The sequence below is a fragment of the Geobacillus sp. BMUD genome (genome assembly GCF_013096845.1).
GTDB classification, from domain to species: Bacteria; Bacillota; Bacilli; order Bacillales; family Anoxybacillaceae; genus Geobacillus; species Geobacillus vulcani.
In genome coordinates this window covers 125,606-144,746 of the sequence record NZ_SDLA01000006.1, presented here as the reverse complement: position 1 = coordinate 144,746, position 19,141 = coordinate 125,606, and the positions used below count along the sequence as shown (strand labels likewise).

19 protein-coding genes and 1 pseudogene are annotated in these 19,141 nt (G+C 53.8%); 18 read left to right on the top strand and 2 right to left on the bottom strand.

Going from position 1 to position 19,141, the window contains the following annotated elements:
• The first annotated feature begins 32 nt into the window (after positions 1–32).
• Positions 33–389, top strand: a complete 357-nt coding sequence (locus tag ETC05_RS09290) for a GNAT family N-acetyltransferase (protein ID WP_031408530.1) — start codon at positions 33–35, stop codon at positions 387–389.
• Between the two features lie 22 nt (positions 390–411).
• On the opposite strand, the gene ETC05_RS09285 is transcribed toward ETC05_RS09290, so the two are convergent.
• Positions 412–951 carry a DUF309 domain-containing protein gene (locus tag ETC05_RS09285; RefSeq protein WP_031408532.1) on the bottom strand — a complete coding sequence of 180 codons (540 nt, stop codon included), beginning with the start codon at positions 949–951 and terminating at the stop codon, positions 412–414.
• A 186-nt stretch (positions 952–1,137) separates the two neighbouring features.
• Here ETC05_RS09285 and ETC05_RS09280 point away from each other — a divergent pair, with 186 nt between their 5' ends.
• The 3 genes from ETC05_RS09280 (at position 1,138) to ETC05_RS09270 (ending at position 3,143) form a co-directional block, all read left to right on the top strand.
• Positions 1,138–1,896, top strand: a complete 759-nt coding sequence (locus ETC05_RS09280) for a segregation/condensation protein A (RefSeq protein WP_171660871.1) — start codon at positions 1,138–1,140, stop codon at positions 1,894–1,896.
• A 179-nt stretch (positions 1,897–2,075) separates the two neighbouring features.
• Positions 2,076–2,732 carry an SMC-Scp complex subunit ScpB gene (gene scpB, locus ETC05_RS09275; RefSeq protein WP_171660870.1) on the top strand — a complete coding sequence of 219 codons (657 nt, stop codon included), beginning with the start codon at positions 2,076–2,078 and terminating at the stop codon, positions 2,730–2,732.
• Between the two features lie 18 nt (positions 2,733–2,750).
• Positions 2,751–3,143: a hypothetical protein gene (locus tag ETC05_RS09270; RefSeq protein ID WP_031408538.1), complete on the top strand. Its 393-nt coding sequence runs from the start codon at positions 2,751–2,753 to the stop codon at positions 3,141–3,143.
• A 129-nt stretch (positions 3,144–3,272) separates the two neighbouring features.
• Here ETC05_RS09270 and ETC05_RS09265 read toward each other — a convergent pair.
• Positions 3,273–3,476: pseudogene (locus ETC05_RS09265) on the bottom strand (DUF2935 domain-containing protein); the annotation flags it as partial.
• A gap of 140 nt (positions 3,477–3,616) precedes the next feature.
• On the opposite strand from ETC05_RS09265, the gene ETC05_RS09260 reads away from it, so the two are divergent.
• The 14 genes from ETC05_RS09260 to nagE all read left to right on the top strand — a co-directional run bounded on the left by ETC05_RS09260 (position 3,617) and on the right by nagE (position 19,057).
• The gene (locus ETC05_RS09260; RefSeq protein ID WP_171660869.1) at positions 3,617–4,930 is read left to right on the top strand and encodes a superoxide dismutase; all 1,314 of its coding nucleotides are present in this window, start codon (positions 3,617–3,619) and stop codon (positions 4,928–4,930) included.
• A gap of 588 nt (positions 4,931–5,518) precedes the next feature.
• Positions 5,519–6,667 (top strand): D-alanyl-D-alanine carboxypeptidase family protein, encoded by a 1,149-nt coding sequence (locus tag ETC05_RS09255; protein ID WP_031408544.1) that lies wholly within the window; start codon positions 5,519–5,521, stop codon positions 6,665–6,667.
• Entirely contained in the window at positions 6,660–7,256 is a 597-nt protein-coding gene (locus ETC05_RS09250) for a nucleoside recognition domain-containing protein (protein WP_031408546.1), read from the top strand. The genes ETC05_RS09255 and ETC05_RS09250 overlap by 8 nt, the downstream gene beginning before the upstream one ends.
• The gene (locus tag ETC05_RS09245; protein WP_031408548.1) at positions 7,256–7,789 is read left to right on the top strand and encodes a spore maturation protein; all 534 of its coding nucleotides are present in this window, start codon (positions 7,256–7,258) and stop codon (positions 7,787–7,789) included. Before ETC05_RS09250 ends, ETC05_RS09245 begins: the two co-directional genes overlap by 1 nt.
• A gap of 196 nt (positions 7,790–7,985) precedes the next feature.
• Complete coding sequence (rluB, locus tag ETC05_RS09240) at positions 7,986–8,717, top strand: 23S rRNA pseudouridine(2605) synthase RluB (RefSeq protein ID WP_031408550.1); 732 nt, start codon at positions 7,986–7,988, stop codon at positions 8,715–8,717.
• Between the two features lie 143 nt (positions 8,718–8,860).
• Entirely contained in the window at positions 8,861–9,385 is a 525-nt protein-coding gene (resA, locus tag ETC05_RS09235; RefSeq protein WP_031408552.1) for a thiol-disulfide oxidoreductase ResA, read from the top strand.
• A 13-nt stretch (positions 9,386–9,398) separates the two neighbouring features.
• Positions 9,399–11,063, top strand: coding sequence for a cytochrome c biogenesis protein ResB (resB, locus tag ETC05_RS09230; protein ID WP_031408555.1), 1,665 nt, complete (start codon positions 9,399–9,401; stop codon positions 11,061–11,063).
• Positions 11,050–12,237: a c-type cytochrome biogenesis protein CcsB gene (gene ccsB, locus ETC05_RS09225; RefSeq protein WP_031408557.1), complete on the top strand. Its 1,188-nt coding sequence runs from the start codon at positions 11,050–11,052 to the stop codon at positions 12,235–12,237. Before resB ends, ccsB begins: the two co-directional genes overlap by 14 nt.
• A gap of 96 nt (positions 12,238–12,333) precedes the next feature.
• A complete protein-coding gene (locus ETC05_RS09220; RefSeq protein WP_272945220.1) occupies positions 12,334–13,059 on the top strand; it encodes a response regulator transcription factor in 726 nt (241 codons plus the stop codon).
• Entirely contained in the window at positions 13,059–14,852 is a 1,794-nt protein-coding gene (locus ETC05_RS09215) for an ATP-binding protein (RefSeq protein WP_031408561.1), read from the top strand. Before ETC05_RS09220 ends, ETC05_RS09215 begins: the two co-directional genes overlap by 1 nt.
• Before the next feature lie 138 nt (positions 14,853–14,990).
• Positions 14,991–16,211, top strand: coding sequence for an N-acetylglucosamine-6-phosphate deacetylase (nagA, locus tag ETC05_RS09210; RefSeq protein WP_031408563.1), 1,221 nt, complete (start codon positions 14,991–14,993; stop codon positions 16,209–16,211).
• A complete protein-coding gene (nagB, locus tag ETC05_RS09205) occupies positions 16,183–16,944 on the top strand; it encodes a glucosamine-6-phosphate deaminase (RefSeq protein WP_031408565.1) in 762 nt (253 codons plus the stop codon). Before nagA ends, nagB begins: the two co-directional genes overlap by 29 nt.
• Positions 16,941–17,669: a GntR family transcriptional regulator gene (locus tag ETC05_RS09200; protein ID WP_171660868.1), complete on the top strand. Its 729-nt coding sequence runs from the start codon at positions 16,941–16,943 to the stop codon at positions 17,667–17,669. Before nagB ends, ETC05_RS09200 begins: the two co-directional genes overlap by 4 nt.
• A gap of 20 nt (positions 17,670–17,689) precedes the next feature.
• Positions 17,690–19,057 (top strand): N-acetylglucosamine-specific PTS transporter subunit IIBC, encoded by a 1,368-nt coding sequence (nagE, locus tag ETC05_RS09195; RefSeq protein ID WP_031408569.1) that lies wholly within the window; start codon positions 17,690–17,692, stop codon positions 19,055–19,057.
• Positions 19,058–19,141: the final 84 nt, after the last annotated feature.

Sequence of the window (19,141 nt, the reverse complement as noted above, 5' to 3'; positions counted from 1 at the left end):
GGAAAAGCGCTTGTCGATAATGAGGGATTTTTATGTTAATCCGTTACCGAAAAAATTACGAGAAAATCGCCATGGGGCTGCTGTCGTTTATGCCGACGGAAAAAGATCTGAAACGGCTGCAGCAGACGATGAAACAGTATGAAACGAACAGCGATTGGCAGCTGTTTTTATGGAAAGAAGGGGATGACATCGTCGGCATTATCGGCGTCCTGCTGCGCGCTCCCGATGTTGTGGAAATCCAGCACATCAGCGTCAATCCGTCATACCGCCATCAGGGAATCGGAAAACAGATGGTCAAGGCATTGAAAGAGGCGTACCCGGGTCGCCGATTGTGCGCCAACGAATGGACTGCCTCGTTTTTTGATAAATGCCATGCATGCAACGAATAGCGAATCGAACGCGATGTTGCGTTCAGGCGGGCGGCGGAGGGGGAGAAAAGCCATCCCCTTCCGCTTTGGCCCGCTTTTTTTGTTCGCGTGTGGCGATGATGTCGGAGCGGTCGCGTCGCCGGTGTTTATCTACAAGATCAAGGTTGGCTAAGTCGCTTGCTTGTCCCCAAACGAGCTGCCGATGGGTGCAGGCAGCCTGGCATTGCTCGTAAAGGGAACGATCACGAATCGGCAGTTCGACGCTTTCGTACGGTTCGCCGCGGGCGATCCGCTGAGCCGTTTCGTCGAGCAAGCGGGCGAGCGCCTCCTCATCGAGGCCGAGCCGCCGGATCATCTCTTGCGCTTCGTCAAGCAGCGCCCGCGCCCGTCGAATGAGGCGCAGCGCTCCCGAGACGTTGCCGCGCCGGTAATGGTAAAAAGCGACTGCCGTTTGAATGAGCACAAGCCAACCTTTTTTTCGACCGTCTTGTTTCCAATGTTCCTCCAAAATTTCGTGACATTCAAAGTAATCGCGGTCGCTATGGAAATGGATTAAATACTCGATATATGCTTTTGGGTACATTGGCCATCATTCCTTTCAAAAACGGGCGCGTCATGTGAGAACGGACGGCTCTCCTTCGATTATACGACTTTGGCGGCTTGCGGAGCAAAAAAAGCTGTTTTCCGTTCGCTTTGCCGCTTCGTTATGATACAATAAATATATTGCAGCTGGGGACGAGCCGGACGGTGGCTCTGGAAAAATGGTGGGATGGATGTGCAATTGCCGTACAACGTCAAAATCGAAGCGTTTGAAGGGCCGCTTGATCTGCTTTTGCATTTGATCAACCGCTATGAAATCGATATTTACGATATTCCGGTCGCGCAAATTACGGAGCAGTATATGGCGTACATTCACGCTATGCAGGAGCTTGAGTTGGATATCGCCAGCGAATATTTAGTGATGGCGGCCACCTTGCTGGCGATCAAAAGCAAAATGCTGTTGCCGTCCTCTAATAATGAGGAAGCTGTCGACGGCGACATCGAGTGGGTCGATGACGGCGACCCGCGTGAGGAGCTGACGCAGCGGCTGCTTGAATATAAAAAGTTTAAAGAGGCGGCGCGCGAACTGAAGCGGCGCGAAGAGGAGCGGGCGCTTTTGTTTACAAAGCCGCCGAGCGACTTAAGTGGATACGTTGATGAGAAAAAGGCGGCGCCGCTTGATGTGAACGTATATGATATGCTTGGCGCCTTGTCAAAGCTGTTGCGCCGCAAAAAACTGCAAAAACCGATGCGGGCGAAAATCGCCCGCCAAGATCTTTCCGTCGAACAGCGCATGGCGGAAATTTTGCATGAACTAAAACAGGCGAACGGGCGGAAAAACTTTTACGAGCTGTTTCCGTCCTACGATCGTTCGTATATCGTCGTAACGTTTTTGGCCATGTTAGAGTTGATGAAGCGAGGCGAAATTATCGTTGAGCAAGAACGGAATTTCAGCGATTTGTTTCTTGCGGTGAAACCAACCGGCTGAGGCGGTGCGGTTTGGCCGCGGCGGTTTGCTGCGGCGGGCCGCTTTTCTTTTGTTGTTTGTTTGCCCATGCCATGATAAGACGGAGAGTTGACTCACATTGGGAGGAGAAGGCTTGGGAAACGACGAAAACAGGAAGAAAGGAGGAGGAGCGCCAACGGGTTTGGCGCGGCAGAAGGGCGATGGAACAAAACGGAACGGGAAAAACGGGCGGCGCCGGCGTGCTCAAGCCGGCAAAGGCGATTGTAGAAGCGCTGTTGTTTGCTGCCGGTGACGAAGGACTGTCGCTTTCGCAAATTGCTGCTGTATTGGAAGTCAGCGAGCTGGAAGCAAAGGCGGTGATCGCTGAACTGCAGGAAGACTACCGCCGCGAAGAACGCGGCATCCAACTGATGGAGCTGGCCGGCGTGTTTCTGCTGGCGACGAAAAAAGAGCACGCTCCGTACTTAAAAAAGTTGGTCGAGGCGCCGGGGGCGTCGCCGCTATCGCAGGCGGCGCTTGAGACGCTTGCCATTATCGCATACCGCCAGCCGATTACGCGCGCGGAAATTGAGGAAATTCGCGGCGTAAAAAGCGACAAACCGTTGCAGACGCTCATGGCGCGGGCGCTTATTAAGGAAGTCGGTCGCGCCGAAGGAACCGGGCGGCCGATTTTGTACGGGACAACCCCGGAATTTCTCGATTATTTCGGGCTAAAAACGCTTGAGGAGCTGCCGCCGCTGCCGGAATGGACGGCTGATGGCGAATCCGAGCGGGAAGCAGATTTATTTTTCGAAAAATTGGCAGAAAATTTGAGCGACAAGCAGCCGGAATATGGTAAACTAAAGAAAAACGGCTGATCGGGAAGGAGAGCGCTCATGAACGTTTGCCGCCTGTACGGTGAAGAGCTGCAAAAGTCGCAATCGAACACGTTTGAAGACTATTTCAACCGCTCGGAAGTCACGTACCGCGACGGGGGCGAAGAGCGGACGCTGTCTGTGTTGTATTTGCGCCATTTTGAGGGGGCGCTGCTTGATTTGCTGCCGTATGAAAGCGATCCTCTGTTTACGGCTAACGGGCGCGACATTCATTTGCGCGACATCATTGCTCTTGTCTGTTTATGGAAAAATCCGTTGTATCGGCAGCGAAAGCGCGTTTATATTCATGATGAAGAGGAATTGCGCCGTTATTTTGTTGAGATAGACGCCAAAACGCTGCAGGCGCTCGTCGGTGAATGGGCGGAAACCGGCACATGCCGCCTGCCGGAGTGAGCCTCGTAGCGAAACGAAAGCGGGGGCGGTTCTTTGCGTGGCCGATCAAGGGCCGCGTGGAATGGCTGCTCAAGCTGCTATACGTTCAAGAAAAAGCGGTTCCTTCGGGCGAACCGCTTTTCTTATGGACTATTGTGTGCGCGGCTTTGCCGGATCGCACGCCGGCGGCTTCACTTCGCCGGTTGTTTCCTCCAGCTTTTGCAAGTAGTAGCATTCTTCGTGCGCCATATGGTCAGCCATCAGCGGCGACAGCACGCCGAGCACTTCTTGGTTCAGTTCCATGTCTTCAAGCTCATGCAAAAAGCTTTGGAAAATGGCCATCTCAAGTTCAATTTTCGTTGTCTTTCCTCAATGATGACTGACCTCGCTCTTATATGTATGTGTAGCTGGAAATTTGGGTGAATGCGGACAAGAACGATTTGCCCATGAAAGCATACGATATGGCGAACAAAACAGGAGGAGGTTTTTACCAAATGGATGATCAGGTGTTGTTCGCCGAATACGCGGCTAGGGTGAACGAATGGGGAAATCAAGTCAAGGAGACGCTCGCTTTGCGTGGGGCGAGCACGGAGGGCGCTTCGTCGTTGCTCGAGTTTATTGCCGAGCAGGATGGCGAGTGGACGGAAGAGGCTGTCCGCGAGCTTCAGCGCCTTGCCGATGATGTGTATGTCGGTGCGCTTCGCCAATATGTGATGGAAGCGGCTGCGTGGGGAAGACAAGTTGAGCAGGCGCTGTCTGCGCGCAGGACGACTGAGGATGTCGGGCTTTCATCTCTGTTGGCGTACATCGATGGACACGGCGATGAATGGACCGAAGAAGCGATTTACGAACTTCAGCGTCTTGTCGATGACGTATATACGCGGGCCATGCGCCTGGCTGATTCGTCAACTGCCGAGCGGGAAGAAGAGGCGACGCAAGAACAAGTCAAAGGGGAATCGGTGTTGCCTGAGCCGGAGGGTGAAAATAAAGAGAACGAAGACGGATGGCTTGACACCAGCGGGACGGCGGAGCGGATTGAGGACGGCCAAGAGCCGGCTTTTATGGTGGAGTTCTCCGACTCGTTGCCTGATATCGCTGACGGCGAGCCGGGCCAAGCGGACGACGTGACCGATGGAAAGCAGCGCTGGGTGGATGCAGACGACAGCGGTGAGCCGCGTCAACAAGTGGCGCCCGGCCGTCATGTCTTGCCGCCGCTGCCGTATCGTTATGATGCGCTCGAGCCGCATATTTCCGAAGAAATCATGCGCCTACACCATACGAAGCATCATCAAAGCTATGTCGACGGTCTCAATCAGGCGGAGCGGATGATGGCCGAGGCGCGCCGGACGAACAATTTTGATCTGTTGAAACATTGGGAGAGGGAAGCGGCGTTCCACGGCTCCGGGCATTATTTGCATACCATCTTTTGGTACAACATGCATCCAGAGGGCGGCGGCGAGCCGCGTGGGGACCTGAGGGCGCAAATCGAGCGCGATTTTGGCAGTTTTGCCGCCTTTCGCCGTCATTTCACTGAAGCGGCGAAAAGCGCCGAAGGGGTCGGTTGGGCGTTGCTCGTTTGGGCGCCGCGAGCGCACCGGCTGGAAATTTTGCAGGCGGAAAAACACCAGCTCATGGCGCAATGGGATGTGATCCCGCTTCTTGTGCTTGATGTGTGGGAACATGCCTACTATTTGCAATACAAAAATGATCGGGCGGCGTACATCGAGCATTGGTGGAACGTCGTCAACTGGCGCAACGTCGAGGAGCGCTTTCATGAGGCGCGGAAGCTTCGTTGGCAGCCGTTTTAAACGGGCTGGGGGGACCCCCTGCCCGTTTTTTTTGTTGGGGAGAGGAGGCGCTGCATATAGATGCAACGAAGAAGTGGAACAGATCCTTGACGGAAAAGCGGTTTGTCCATTTTCGACTGTCGAAGCAAGCCTGTGGCTTGCCTTCGTCACGCCAAGGCGTGATGGAAGACCGAACCACCGCCTGCTTCACAGACCCATCGATGGGTCTGGAAGCGGCGTTGTTCGGTCGCTCGACAGTCAATCCAATCCTCGGTAAAAGCTGCAAATGGTAAAGCTGTAAATGGAATCTGTACAGATCAAGCAGGACACCTGTCCACCGTTTCGGGGAGCGGCTTTCTCTTTGCAGGGAAAATGTCATCAACGCGCCCAGAACAAGCGCCAGAGCGGAAGGCTGTCCCCCCTTGCAACGACATTTTTTCATCATATTTGTCCCATCGAGGCATACACTTGTACAAAACGCGGCTTTGGGGTTCAGCCTGTTTCCGCTGCGACGTTTCTTTGGCTGCGGCCCGTTCAGCCTAATCGGAAAGGAGGAACAGGCGATTCCTCCTCGCTCCTTCAAGGAGGGGGGATCCTCGCCGATATGAGATGAATAAGCAGAAGCGGCTCATTGCGCTTATTCTTGCACTCGCTGCGGGGATCATGGCATTTGTTCCAGAGCGGATGCGTGCTATGGATGGAGTGAGCGCAAAAAGCGCGATTTTGATAGAGCAGCATTCCGGGCGGGTTTTGTTTGCCAAGGATGCCTATACAAAACGGCGCATCGCCAGCATTACGAAAATTATGACGGCCATTTTGGCGATTGAATCGGGGAAGATGGACGACACAGTGAAGGTCAGCGCCCGCGCTGTCCGGACCGAAGGGTCGTCGATTTACTTGCGCGAAGGGGAAAAAATCAAACTGCGCGATTTGGTATATGGGCTGATGCTTCGTTCCGGCAACGATGCGGCGGTTGCCATCGCGGAACATGTTGGCGGCAGCGTTGAAGGGTTTGTTTTTTTAATGAACCAAAAAGCGGCTGAAATCGGGATGCGTGATACCGAGTTTGCCAATCCGCATGGACTCGACGATGCGGAAAACCATTATTCGACTGCCTATGATATGGCGTTGCTTATGCAATATGCGATGAAAAATAAAGAGTTTCGCCGCATCTCGGGGACGAAGGTGTACCGCGCCCCCGCTCCGCCTGGCGAAGACGGCGCGCGTGTGTGGCGGAATAAAAACAAGTTGTTGACCAGTCTTTACGAATATTGCACCGGGGGCAAAACCGGCTATACGAAACGGGCGCACCGCACGCTGGTGACGACAGCGTCCAAAGGAGGCATCGATTTGATCGCTGTGACATTGGATGCACCGGACGATTGGAATGACCATATCGCTATGTACGAGTATGGATTTTCCCATTATCACATCGCCAAAGTGAGCAGCGAGCGGGTGGTCGACAAAATTTCTGATCCATTTTACCGCGGGCGGCTACAGGCGGTCCGCGATTTGCAATATCCGGTGACCGATAAAGAGGAGAACGGGCTGCGAGTGAAAGTGTATTTGCTGAAGCCGCGCAAGAAATGGGAAAAATACCCAGAGCAAGCGCCGACAGAGGTCGGGAAGGCGGTGCTTTATTTGCATCAAAAGGCGGTTGATTCGGTGCCGTTGTTGTATGAACCGGGAAAGGAAGGAAGCGGCCGAGGGCTTTTATGGCAAGCATTTCGCTTTTTAGGTGTGAGAAGCGATGGTTAATCTCATTTGGGTGATGATGGCAGTCATCGGCATTGTCTTTGCGGCAGTCAACGGAACGATGGATGAAGTGAACAAAGCAGTGTTTGAAAGCGCCAAAGAGGCGGTGACGATCAGCATCGGCATGATCAGCATTTTAGTGTTTTGGCTCGGATTGATGGCGATCGCTGAACGCGCCGGCTTGCTTGACAAAGCGGCGCGTCTGTTTATGCCGCTTGTGCGCCGCCTGTTTCCGGAGGTGCCGCTCGGTCATCCCGCGCTCGGCTATATCGTCTCGAATATGGTCGCCAACATGTTCGGCCTTGGCAATGCGGCGACGCCGATGGGCATCAAGGCGATGGAACAGCTAAAAAAGCTCAATGGCGGCCGTGACGAGGCGAGCCGATCGATGGTGACATTTTTGGCCATTAACACATCAAGCATTACGCTCATTCCAGCGACCGTCATCTCGATCCGCATGACGTACGGTTCAGCGGCGCCGGGCGAGATCATTGGGACGACGATCGTTGCCTCAACGATTTCGACGATTGGGGCGGTACTAATTGACCGGTACTATTATTGGAAACGGATGCGGAAAGGCAGGAAGCCATAATGGCCATCGTCCAACTTCTTTCCGTTTGGTTGATCCCTGCGCTCATTGCTTTTATTTTGCTTTACGGTACAGCAAAGAAAGTGCCGACGTACGAAGCGTTTGTGGAAGGCGGCAAGGAAGGGATCGAGATCGCGTTTTCGCTCATCCCTTATTTGGTCGGCATGTTGGTGTCGGTCGCCATTTTCCGCGCCTCAGGGGCTCTTGATGCCATGATGGAAGTGATCAAGCCGCTGGCTGATGCCATTGGACTGCCGGCTGAGATCGTTCCGCTGGCGGCTCTTCGCACGATTTCCGGCACGGCGGCGCTCGGCATGACGACCGATTTGATTGCCACGTATGGCCCGGATTCGTTCATCGGCCGCCTTGCCTCTACGATCCAAGGCAGTACGGAGACGACGCTTTACGTGCTCACCGTCTATTTTGGCGCCGTTGGCGTCAAAAAAATGGGTGATGCGTTAAAAGTCGGCATTTTGGCCGACATTCTCAGCTTTATTGTTTCTGTTTTCATCGTTTTGTTTGTATTCGGGCGCTAGCGGCGCTTCCGTTTTGTTTTCCCGCCCAATGGGCGGTTTTTTTTGTGGCGGGCCAAAGAGAAGGGGGAATCATTTCCCTTCGTATGCCTGTGGTGTTGAAGCGGGGGTTTCTTGGCTGAAAATGATCAAAATAGAGAAACGCCCCGCTTGTATCTGTCCGACGGAAAGGGTAAGATGATGAAAGAGGTGAGAGAGAATGGAACGGTTGCAAAAAGTGATTGCCCGCGCCGGCATCGCGTCACGGCGCAAGGCGGAAGAACTCATTTTGCAAGGCCGGGTGAAAGTGAACGGCCGCGTCGTCACCGAGCTCGGCGTCAAAGTCGGGCCGCGCGATGATGTCGAAGTCGACGGCATTCCGGTCGAGCGTGAGGAGCCGGTCTACTATTTGTTGTACAAGCCGCGCGGAGTGATCTCGAGCGTAAAAGACGACAAGGGCCGCAAAGTGGTGACTGATTTTTTCAAAGATCTGGACAAACGTATTTATCCGATCGGACGGCTTGATTACGATACGTCCGGCTTGCTTTTGTTGACGAATGACGGCGACTTTGCCAATTTGCTCATGCATCCGCGCTATGAGATCGAGAAAGTATACGTCGCCAAGGTGAAAGGCATCCCGACGCGCGAGCAGCTGAAGCAGCTCGAGCAAGGAGTGATGCTCGAAGACGGCATGACGGCGCCGGCGAAAGTGAAACTGCTCTCGGTCGACCGAACAAAGCGGACGGCGATTGTCGAAATCCGCATTCATGAGGGGCGGAACCGGCAAGTGCGCCGCATGTTTGAGGCGATCGGCTGTGAAGTGTTGAAACTGAAACGGGAACGGTATGCGTTCCTCGATTTGAAAGGGCTGCGCCCTGGCGAATACCGCGAGCTGACGCCGCATGAGGTAAAACTTTTGCGCGCGCTTGCCCAGTCCGGAGGAAGAAAATGACGAAGATTGTCACATAACGTTCATAATCCTTGAGCATCAACGAGCGAGGGACTTTGTTATAATGGAAAATGGGAGATTGTGAACCGCTTGCCTCCCCTGCGGCGTTGGCTGTAGGGGAGGAGAAACGTAAAGGGGTTTGAGCGATGAAAAAACAACAGCGTTTCGTGATGAGAACGGCGATTTTGCTCGTGTTGCTCGCGGCGGTCGGCTATACGATTTACACCAACTTTTTCACTGAAAAAACGGCGGTCGCCGTTGGTTCGACGGCGCCTGATTTTGTGCTGACCGATTTGAAAGGACATGAACATCGTCTCTCCGACTATCGCGGCAAGGGCGTTTTTTTGAACTTTTGGGGAACGTGGTGCAAGCCGTGCGAGCGGGAAATGCCGTACATGAACGAGCTGTATCCGATCTATAAAAAACAAGGGGTCGAAATTTTGGCCGTCAATGTTGGTGAGCCGAAGCTGAACGTTCGAAAATTTGCCGAGCGGTTCGGCTTGACGTTTCCGATCGTCATCGATCGTCAAGATCAAGTGTTAAATGCCTATAATGTCGGGCCGTTGCCGACGACGTTTTTGATCGACAAAAACGGTGAAGTCAAGCAAATCATTGAGGGAACGATGACGAAAGAAGACATTGAGCGGCATCTAGAAAGCATCAAACCATAAGGAGTTTTGCGCCATGGAACAAGTCAAATGCGAATGCGGCCACGTCAATCCGCACGGTACAGCGTTTTGCGAGTCGTGCGGCAAACCTATGGCGGACGCGGGAGAGAAACCGCTTTTGGACATGCGCTACGAAGGGAGCGCGCGCCGGTCACAGACGTATAAAAAAACGATCATCGACCAAATTTGGGCGTTTTTCTCGTCGGTCAAAGTCGGCGTCGCACTCATTGTCATGACGCTCATCGCTTCGGCGATCGGCACGATTTTTCCTCAGCAAATGTACATTCCACCGAACGTCGATCCGGCGGAGTACTACAAGCAGCAGTACGGCTGGGCAGGGAAGCTGTATTATGAGCTTGGCTTTAACAATTTGTACGGCTCATGGTGGTACATTTTGCTCATCGCCTTAATCGGCGTTTCGCTCGTCATTTGCAGTTTGGACCGTGTTGTGCCGCTGTACCGAGCTTTGAAACGGCAAGGGGTGAAACGCCATCCCCGCTTTTTGGAGCGGCAGCGGCTGTTTGGCGTTTCACGCGTGGCGGATTTGGACAAGACGGTTTCTGCGCTGAAAGAGCGGCTTGCCGCGCGGCGCTACCATGTGCGCGAGGAGGATGGCCACCTGCTCGCCGAAAAGGGGCGGTTTTCCCGCTGGGGGCCATATGTCAATCATATCGGCCTCATCATTTTCTTAATTGGAGCGATGCTCCGTTCGGTTCCCGGCATGTACATTGATCGAGTGATGTGGATTCCGGAAGGAGAGATGAAAGAAATTCCTGGGACGAACGGACGCTATTTTTTAAAAAGCGAAAAGTTTATTTTTGAAACGTATAAAAAAGGCGAGGACAATGGGGTGTTCAACGCGGCCATCGACCGCGTCGGCAACGGAATGATCGCGAAAAACTATCAAACGAACGTCGTGTTGTATAAACGCGTCGGCCCTGTGATCCCCGGCGCGAAGCCGAAGCTGAAAAAAGTGAAAGAGTATGCGATTCGCGTCAACGAGCCGCTGAAGTTCAACCATTATGCGCTTTATCAAGTTGATTTCCGCTTGAATGAGCCGAAAGCGATGTCGTTTGCGCTCGCAGACAAAAGGACAGGGAAAACGTTTGGCACGGTGACGGTCGATTTGTACGACCCGAAAGAAACGTACGATCTTGGAAACGGATATCGCGTTGAGCTATTAAGCTATTTTCCTGACTTTGAATTTGATGAAGATGGCAATCCGTCGACGAAATCGCGCGTGCCAAACAACCCGGCGTTCGTGTTCAAAATGTATGCTCCGGATCGTCCAAAGGGGGAAACGAGCTTTGTCGCTATCCAGCAGACGATCGAGCCGTTTGGCAACAACAAGTACAAAATGGCGTTTGTGGGGCTTGAGACGCGCAACGTTTCCGGCTTGACCGTCCGCCGCGACTTGACGCTTTGGATTTTAGGGTTGGGCGGTGCGATTTTCATGATCGGGCTCATTCAAGGAATGTATTGGAACCACCGCCGCATTTGGGTGCAGCGGGTGAATGGCGAATTATGGATCGCGGCGCATACGAACAAAAACTGGTTCGGCTTGAAAAACGAGCTGCGCCGATTGCTTGACGGCATCGGCGTCGCAATGCCGGTCGATCGGCTCGAGGAAGGAAAAAAAGCCGGACAAGGGGGACAAGTCCATGGACATGGCACAGCTTAGCAGCACATTGCTATATATCGCGTTCGTTCTATATTTGATCGGCACGTTCTTTTTCGGCGGCGCCATTCGCGATAAGCGCACACAGACGGCAGGGAAAGACCGCTGGTCGCAGCTTGGCATCGCGGTGACGATCATTGGTTTTCTTGCACAGCTTGGCTATTTCATCACGCGCTGGATCGCCGCTGGGCATGCGCCAGTGAGCAACTTGTTCGAGTTTACGACCTTTTTTGGCATGATGCTGGTCGCTGCCTTCATTATTATTTATTTCATTTACCGGCTGAGCGTGCTCGGGTTGTTTGCCCTTCCCGTTGCTTTGCTCATCATCGCCTATGCGAGCATGTTTCCGCGCGAAATTTCGCCGCTCATTCCCGCCTTGCAAAGCGATTGGCTGCACATCCATGTGACGACGGCGGCGGCCGGCGAAGCGATTTTGGCGATCAGTTTTGTCGCCGGACTCATTTATTTGATTCGCGTCGTCGATCAATCGAAGCCATCGAAGCGGACGTTTTGGCTCGAAGTGGTCATGTTTTGCTTAATTACCACGCTCGGCTTTGTCATCGTTTCGACCGCGTTTGGTCTTTCCGGCTATGAGGCGAAGTTTACATGGATTGATAAAAACAAACAGCCGGATGAGATGATCTACGAGATGCCGGCGCTTGTCGGACCGCATAAAGGAAAGCTGGCAAAAGAAAGCGCTGACCGCATGAAGCCGTTCGTTGAAATGCCAGCCATCATCAACGCAAAAAAGCTCAATACGGTCATTTGGTCGCTTATGGCCGGAGCTGTGCTGTACATGGGGCTTCGCCTTCTTTTGCGCAAGCGAATCGCCGCGGCGCTCAAGCCGCTGGTGAAAAACGTCAACTTGGATTTGACTGATGAGATCAGCTATCGGGCGGTGGCGATTGGCTTTCCAGTGTTTACGCTCGGGGCTCTCATCTTTGCCATGATTTGGGCGCAAATCGCTTGGACCCGCTTTTGGGGCTGGGATCCGAAAGAAGTATGGGCGCTGATCACTTGGCTGTTTTACGCCGCCTTTTTGCATCTTCGTTTGTCAAAAGGTTGGCACGGTGAAAAGTCGGCATGGCTCGCCGTCATCGGCTTTGCGATTATTATGTTTAACTTGGTGGCGGTCAACCTCGTCATCGCGGGGCTGCACTCGTACGCCGGAACATAATGGAACAACAACCGGATGCTCTGTTGGCGAGCATCCGGTTTTTCGGTAAACTAGAAAATAGGGATGTTTCCATTGATGATGGGAGGGTGCAAAGCATTGGAAAAACAAGAAAAAACCATCCGTATTTTAGTGGTTGACGATGAAGAGCGCATCCGACGGCTCTTGAAAATGTATTTGGAGCGGGAAAACTATGTGATCGATGAGGCTGGCGACGGCAATGAAGCGCTGGAGAAGGCGTTGACGAATGATTATGACGTCATTTTGCTCGATCTGATGCTGCCGGGCAAAGATGGAATTGAAGTGTGCAAAGAAATCCGCGAGCAAAAAACGACGCCGATCATCATGTTGACGGCAAAAGGCGAAGAATCCAACCGCGTGCAAGGGTTTGAAGTCGGCACGGATGATTACATTGTCAAGCCGTTCAGTCCACGCGAAGTTGTGTTGCGGGTAAAAGCGTTGTTGCGCCGCGCGGCGAACGCCGCCTACGCGCCGGTGGAGACGACGGCGAAAGACGTGCTCGTGTTCCCGCACTTGACGATTGACAACGATGCCCACCGGGTGACGGTCGACGGAAAAGAGGTCAGCTTAACGCCGAAAGAATACGAACTGCTTCTCTTTTTGGCCCGTTCGCCCGATAAAGTGTTTGATCGGGAGCAGCTGCTCAAAGAAGTCTGGCATTACGAGTTTTTCGGCGACTTGCGCACGGTCGACACCCATATTAAACGACTGCGCGAAAAGTTGAATAAAGCGTCGCCCCAGGCGGGGAAAATGATCGTCACCGTCTGGGGCGTCGGCTACAAGTTTGAGGCAGTGAACGACTGATGTGGCTGTTTCGCAGTGTTGTCGGCAAGCTATGGTTTACGATTTTGCTGCTCGTTTCGTGCGTGCTGTTTATTTTAAGCATTTTGCTCATTAAATTTTTGGAAGATTATTATGTGCAGGAAGCGGAAAACGACCTGACCCGTCTGGCGACAAAAGTGGCCGAGGTGATGCACGATTACCGCGACGAAGAGCTCGCCCGCTCGATCGCCTGGACGCTTGTGGACAATCGAACGAAAGCGGTCATCGTCGCCGATGAGTCGCACTATTGGTATTCGCCTGGCGACGCTGGTTTGAACAATATGCCGCTGTCGTCCATCCGCCAAGATCGGGACTTGCGGCGTGTGCTGACAGACGGGAAAACGGTGAAAAAGCGTTTGTATATGCCAAAGTGGCAGCCAAAAGAAAAGCTGCCCCGTGATATGATTATTGTCGGCGTGCCGATGTCAATGCCGGATGGCAGCCGCGGCGCTGTGTTTATCTATCAATCGCTCGAGGCGATCGCCGACGCGACGGAGCGGACGAAAGAGTTAATTTTTCTCGCTGCGTTTATCGCCATTGTCATGACGACGTTTTTTGCCTTTTTCTTATCGACGCGCATCACCGCTCCGCTCCGGAAAATGCGGCAAGCCGCGTTCGAAATGGCGCGCGGCCACTTCGATATGAAAGTGCCGATTTTAACGAATGACGAAATCGGTGGGCTGGCGATGGCGTTCAACCAAATGGGGCGGCGGCTGCAGTTTAACATCAACGCCTTAAACCAGGAAAAAGAACAGCTCGCCAGCATTTTAAGCAGCATGGCCGATGGCGTCATTACGTTTAACCGCGATGGGGAAATGTTGATTACGAATCCGCCGGCCGAGCGGTTTTTGCAGGCGTGGTATTTCGAGCAAGGAAACGGCGCGGAAGCGATGGCGCCGCTGCCGCCGCAAGTGAAAGAGCTGTTTGCCCGCGTCGTTCGCGAGGAGAAGGAGCAATCGACTGAAGTGACGCTGCAAGGGCGGACGTGGGTGATTTTAATGACGCCGCTGTACGGCAAAACGATGGTGCGCGGCGCGGTCGCCGTTTTGCGTGACATGACCGAAGAGCGGCGGCTTGACAAACTGCGCAAAGACTTTATCGCCAACGTTTCGCACGAATTGCGCACGCCGATTGCTATGCTCCAAGGCTACAGCGAGGCGATCATCGACGATATCGCGGCGAGCGAAGAAGAGAAGAAAGAGATGGCGAAAGTCATTTATGACGAGTCGCTGCGCATGGGCCGCCTTGTTAACGATTTGCTTGACTTGGCGCGCATGGAAGCTGGTCATATTGAGCTAGAGTACGAACAAGTCAAGCTTGTTCCTTACATCGAGCGGGTAATCCGCAAGTTTTACGGGCTGGCGAAAGAAAAGCAGATTGAGCTGACAGCCGAGTTTCGTGATCGGGACATCGAAATCTCTCTCGATCCGGATCGGATCGAACAGGTGCTGACGAACTTAATCGACAACGCGATCCGCCACACGGAATCAGGCGGCACCGTTCGCCTCATCGTCGAACCGAGCGGCGATGGCGTGACGATTCACGTTCAAGACTCCGGTTCCGGCATTCCGGAGGAAGATTTGCCGTTTGTGTTTGAGCGGTTTTACAAAGCGGACAAAGCGCGGACGCGCGGACGCGCGGGCACCGGACTCGGTTTGGCCATCGCCAAAAATATTGTCGAGGCGCATAAGGGGCTCATTACCGTCCATAGCAAGCTGAACGAAGGAACGACATTTTCCTTTTATTTGCCGGCTCACGGACCGAAACGGACGTAGGGCCGTTGGAAAGAAAGGGAAGCCACGGCTTCCCTCTTTCTTTCATGCTGAAGCGAACTGGTTGAAGGATTTGTGTTAGTGGTATAGACAACTAGAATATATAATGTTATAATGAGAGACAGAAAGTGGGGAATCGCGATGAAGCGGTGGATATTGAAAAATGCCGCGGTGTATGCAGAAACAGGAACCATTGAACAAGGGTATGTGCTGATCGAAGGGGAAAAAGTGGCCGCGATCGGGCCGATGTCGTCATGCCCAACTGATGCAGGGGCGGAAGTGATCGAGCTTTCCTCGCGGTTTTCCATCGTGCCGGGATTCATCGACGTCCATATTCATGGGGCGGCTGGGGCGGATGTCATGGATGCGACCCCGGAGGCGCTTCACGCGATGGCCAAGGCGCTGCCGGCGGAAGGGACGACGAGTTTTTTGGCGACGACGATGACGGCGCCAAGCGAACAAATCGAAGCCGCGCTTCGCAACGTCGCTCGCTATATGGCGGAGGAGAACCGGCCGGGAGCCGCCGAAGTGCTCGGTGTTCATCTGGAAGGGCCGTTTTTGTCGCCGAAGCGCACCGGGGCGCAACACCCGCGCCACCTCGTCGACCCCGACGTTTCGCTGTTTCAGCGCTGGCAAGAGGCGGCCAGCGGCCACATTCGCCTTGTCACCCTTGCCCCGGAGCGGGAGGGGGGGCTTGAGTTGGCCGCTTATTTAAAGAAAACGGGGGTCATCGCTTCGATTGGCCATTCCGATGCCGTTTACGACGAAGTAAAAGCGGCGATTCAAGCAGGAGTGACGCACGCCACCCATTTGTTTAACGGGATGCGCGGCATCCATCACCGTGAACCGGGTGTTGCCGGTGCTGTGCTGATGTTTGAAGAAGTGATGTGCGAACTGATCGCGGATGGGCTGCATGTTGCGCCGCCGATGGTCCGCTTTGCTTATCGGAATAAAGGAAGCGATGGACTCATCTTAATCACCGATGCCATGCGGGCAAAATGTCTAGGTGATGGGCGGTATGAACTTGGCGGCCAAGAGGTGACCGTCCGCGGTCAAGAGGCGCGGCTTGCCGACGGTACGCTGGCGGGAAGTGTACTCAAGCTTGCCGAGGCCATCCGCCGTGTGCTCGATTACACCGGCTGCACGATTGAAGAGGTGATCCGCATGGCGAGCTGGAATCCGGCAAAACAGCTTGGCATCCTTGATCGAAAGGGCAGCTTGCGATCCGGCAAAGACGCCGATGTCGTCGTGTTGAATGAACGATATGAGGTCATGATGACGTTTTGCCGCGGCGCTCTTGCTTATCGCAAGCGGGATGAAAGGGGGGAGAGCGATGGCGTTGAAGCTTTTGGAAACCGCTGACTATACCGAGATGAGCCGCCAGGCAGCGGACATCATCATCAAACAAGTCAAGGAAAAGCCGAATGCCGTTCTCGGCTTGGCGACCGGCTCGACCGTGCTCGGTGTGTACCGCGAATTGGCCGCCGATCATCGGCAACATGGGACATCCTATCGGCTCGTGCGCACGGTCAATTTGGATGAGTATGTCGGGCTCGGTCCGGATCATCCGAACAGCTATCGCTATTATATGAATCAGCATTTGTTTGCCCAATTGGACATCCCGCTTCATCAGACACATGTGCCGGATGGCTTGGCTGCTGATCTTGACGAAGAATGCCGCCGCTACGAGCGGCTCATCGATGAATTGGGCGGCATCGATTTGCAGCTCTTGGGCATCGGCCGCAACGGCCATATCGGCTTTAACGAGCCAGGAACGCCGTTTTCATCGCCGACTCATGTCGTCAAGCTTGCCTTGTTGACGCGCGAAGCGAACGCCCGCTTTTTCCCGTCGTTGGATGATGTGCCGCGCTATGCCATAACGATGGGAATTGCGACCATTTTGCGGAGCCGCCGCATCGTGCTGTTGGCGTCAGGGGAGGAAAAAGCGGAGGCCATTGCCCGGCTTCTCGAAGGCGTTGTCACACCGGATTTGCCGGCTTCGGCGCTTCACCTTCATCCGGACGTGATGATCATTGCCGACCGAGAGGCGCTCTCGCTCATCCCAAAGGAAAAGCGGAAAGGGGATGCGCCATGATCGATAAACAGTCGCCGATTCCGATTTACTATCAGCTCGAGCAATATATAAAAGAAAAAATCGAAAAAGGGGAGTGGCGGCCGGGCGAGATGATTCCGTCGGAGCGGGAGTGGGCAGAAACGTATGACATCAGCCGGATGACCGTTCGGCAGGCGGTCAACAATTTAGTGAACGATGGCTATCTCGTCCGCCGGCGCGGGAAAGGAACGTTTGTCGCCGCCAAAAAAATCGAGCAGCCGCTGAAAGGGCTGACGAGCTTTTCCGAAGATATGCGGGCGCGCGGCATGGAGCCCGGCACGATCGTCCTTCGCTTTGAGACGGTTCCGGCTTCCGAGAAGCTTGCTGAAGGACTTGGCGTCACAGAAGGCGATGACCTTTATGAAGTCCGCCGCCTCCGGTTGGCCGATGGCTTGCCGATGGCGCTGGAGACGCTCTACATTCCCGTCCATCTTGTTCCCGGATTGACGCGTGATGTTGTAAGCGGTTCCGTCTATGAATTTATCGAAAAGGAAACAGGATTGATCATCGGTTCTGCTGTTCAAACACTGGAAGCGTCCGTCGCCCGCAAGCTGGAGGCCGAGCATTTGCAAGTGAAAGAAGGGGCGCCGGTGCTGCTGCTTGAGCGCCGCACCTGCCTCGCCGACGGCCGGCCGCTCGAAGTCGTCAAATCGGTGTACCGCGGTGATCGGTACAAATTCATCGTTGAAATGGAACGGCGAAAATAAAAAGGGAGGAATGGATGGTTATGTTAGGATTTTTGCAGCGTCTCGGAAAAGCGTTAATGCTGCCGATTGCCGTTTTGCCGGCGGCTGGATTGTTGCTTCGGCTTGGTCAACCGGACTTATTAGATATTCCATTTATCGCTGCTGCAGGTGATGCGGTGTTTTCCAACTTGGCGTTGATTTTCGCCATCGGCGTGGCGATCGGTTTTGCCAAAGACGGCAACGGCGCCGCCGCTCTGGCCGGCGCGATCGGCTACTTTGTGCTAACGAAGGGCGCTGCCGCGATTGATAAAGACATCAATATGTCTGTATTAGGTGGCATCATCTCCGGGGTGATCGCCGGACTTTTATACAACCGCTATCATGATATCAAGCTGCCCGACTGGCTCGGCTTTTTCGGCGGCCGGCGGTTTGTGCCGATCGTGACATCGCTTGTGATGCTCGTGCTTGCTCTTGTTTTCGGCTACATTTGGCCGCCGATTCAAGACGGCATCAACGCGGTTGGCCATTGGATCGTTGGCGCTGGGGCTGTTGGCGTCGGCATTTTCGGGTTCTTAAACCGGCTGCTGATTCCTGTCGGATTGCACCATGTGTTAAACAGTTTTGTCTGGTTTGTCTTTGGCGAATATAACGGCAAAACCGGCGATTTAAGCCGCTTTTTCGCCGGTGACCCGGATGCGGGCATTTTTATGGCCGGCTTCTTCCCGGTGATGATGTTCGGTCTCCCGGCGGCAGCGCTGGCGATGATCGCCGCGGCGAAAAAAGAGCGGCGCAAAGCGGTCGCGGGCGCGCTCCTTGGCGTGGCGTTGACGTCATTTTTAACCGGGATTACGGAACCGATCGAATTTTTGTTTATGTTTTTATCGCCGCTCTTGTACGTCGTTCATGCCGTGTTGACCGGCTTGTCGCTCGCAGTGGCGACGGCGCTTGACATCCACCACGGGTTTACGTTTTCGGCTGGGGCGATTGACTTTTTCTTAAACTACGGCATTGCGCAAAAACCGTATTTATTGATTGTCCAAGGACTCATCTATGCCGTGATCTATTTCGTTGTTTTCTATTTCTTGATTACGAAGCTTGATTTAAAAACGCCGGGGCGTGAAGACGACGTAGAAGGCGAGTTTACCGACAGCGGAGCGGCGCAGTCGGGGGTCAAATACGAGGACCTTGCTGCAAACTATATCGAAGCGTTGGGAGGAAAGGATAATCTCGCACAAATTGACAATTGTGTCACACGCTTGCGCCTAAAAGTGAAAGACATGTCAAAAGTCAACGAAGCAGAATTGAAACGTTTGGGAGCGAAAGGTGTGCTTCGCCTCAACCAAACGGACTTGCAAGTGATTGTTGGCACGGATGTCGAATTTTTAGCCAATGCGATGAGAAAACAGTAAAAAGCGAAATGGTTGGGCCGTTCAATGGTTGGCAAACATGAAACTTTTTTTTGCCCTCCACGTATGACTATAGAGGATGCGGTG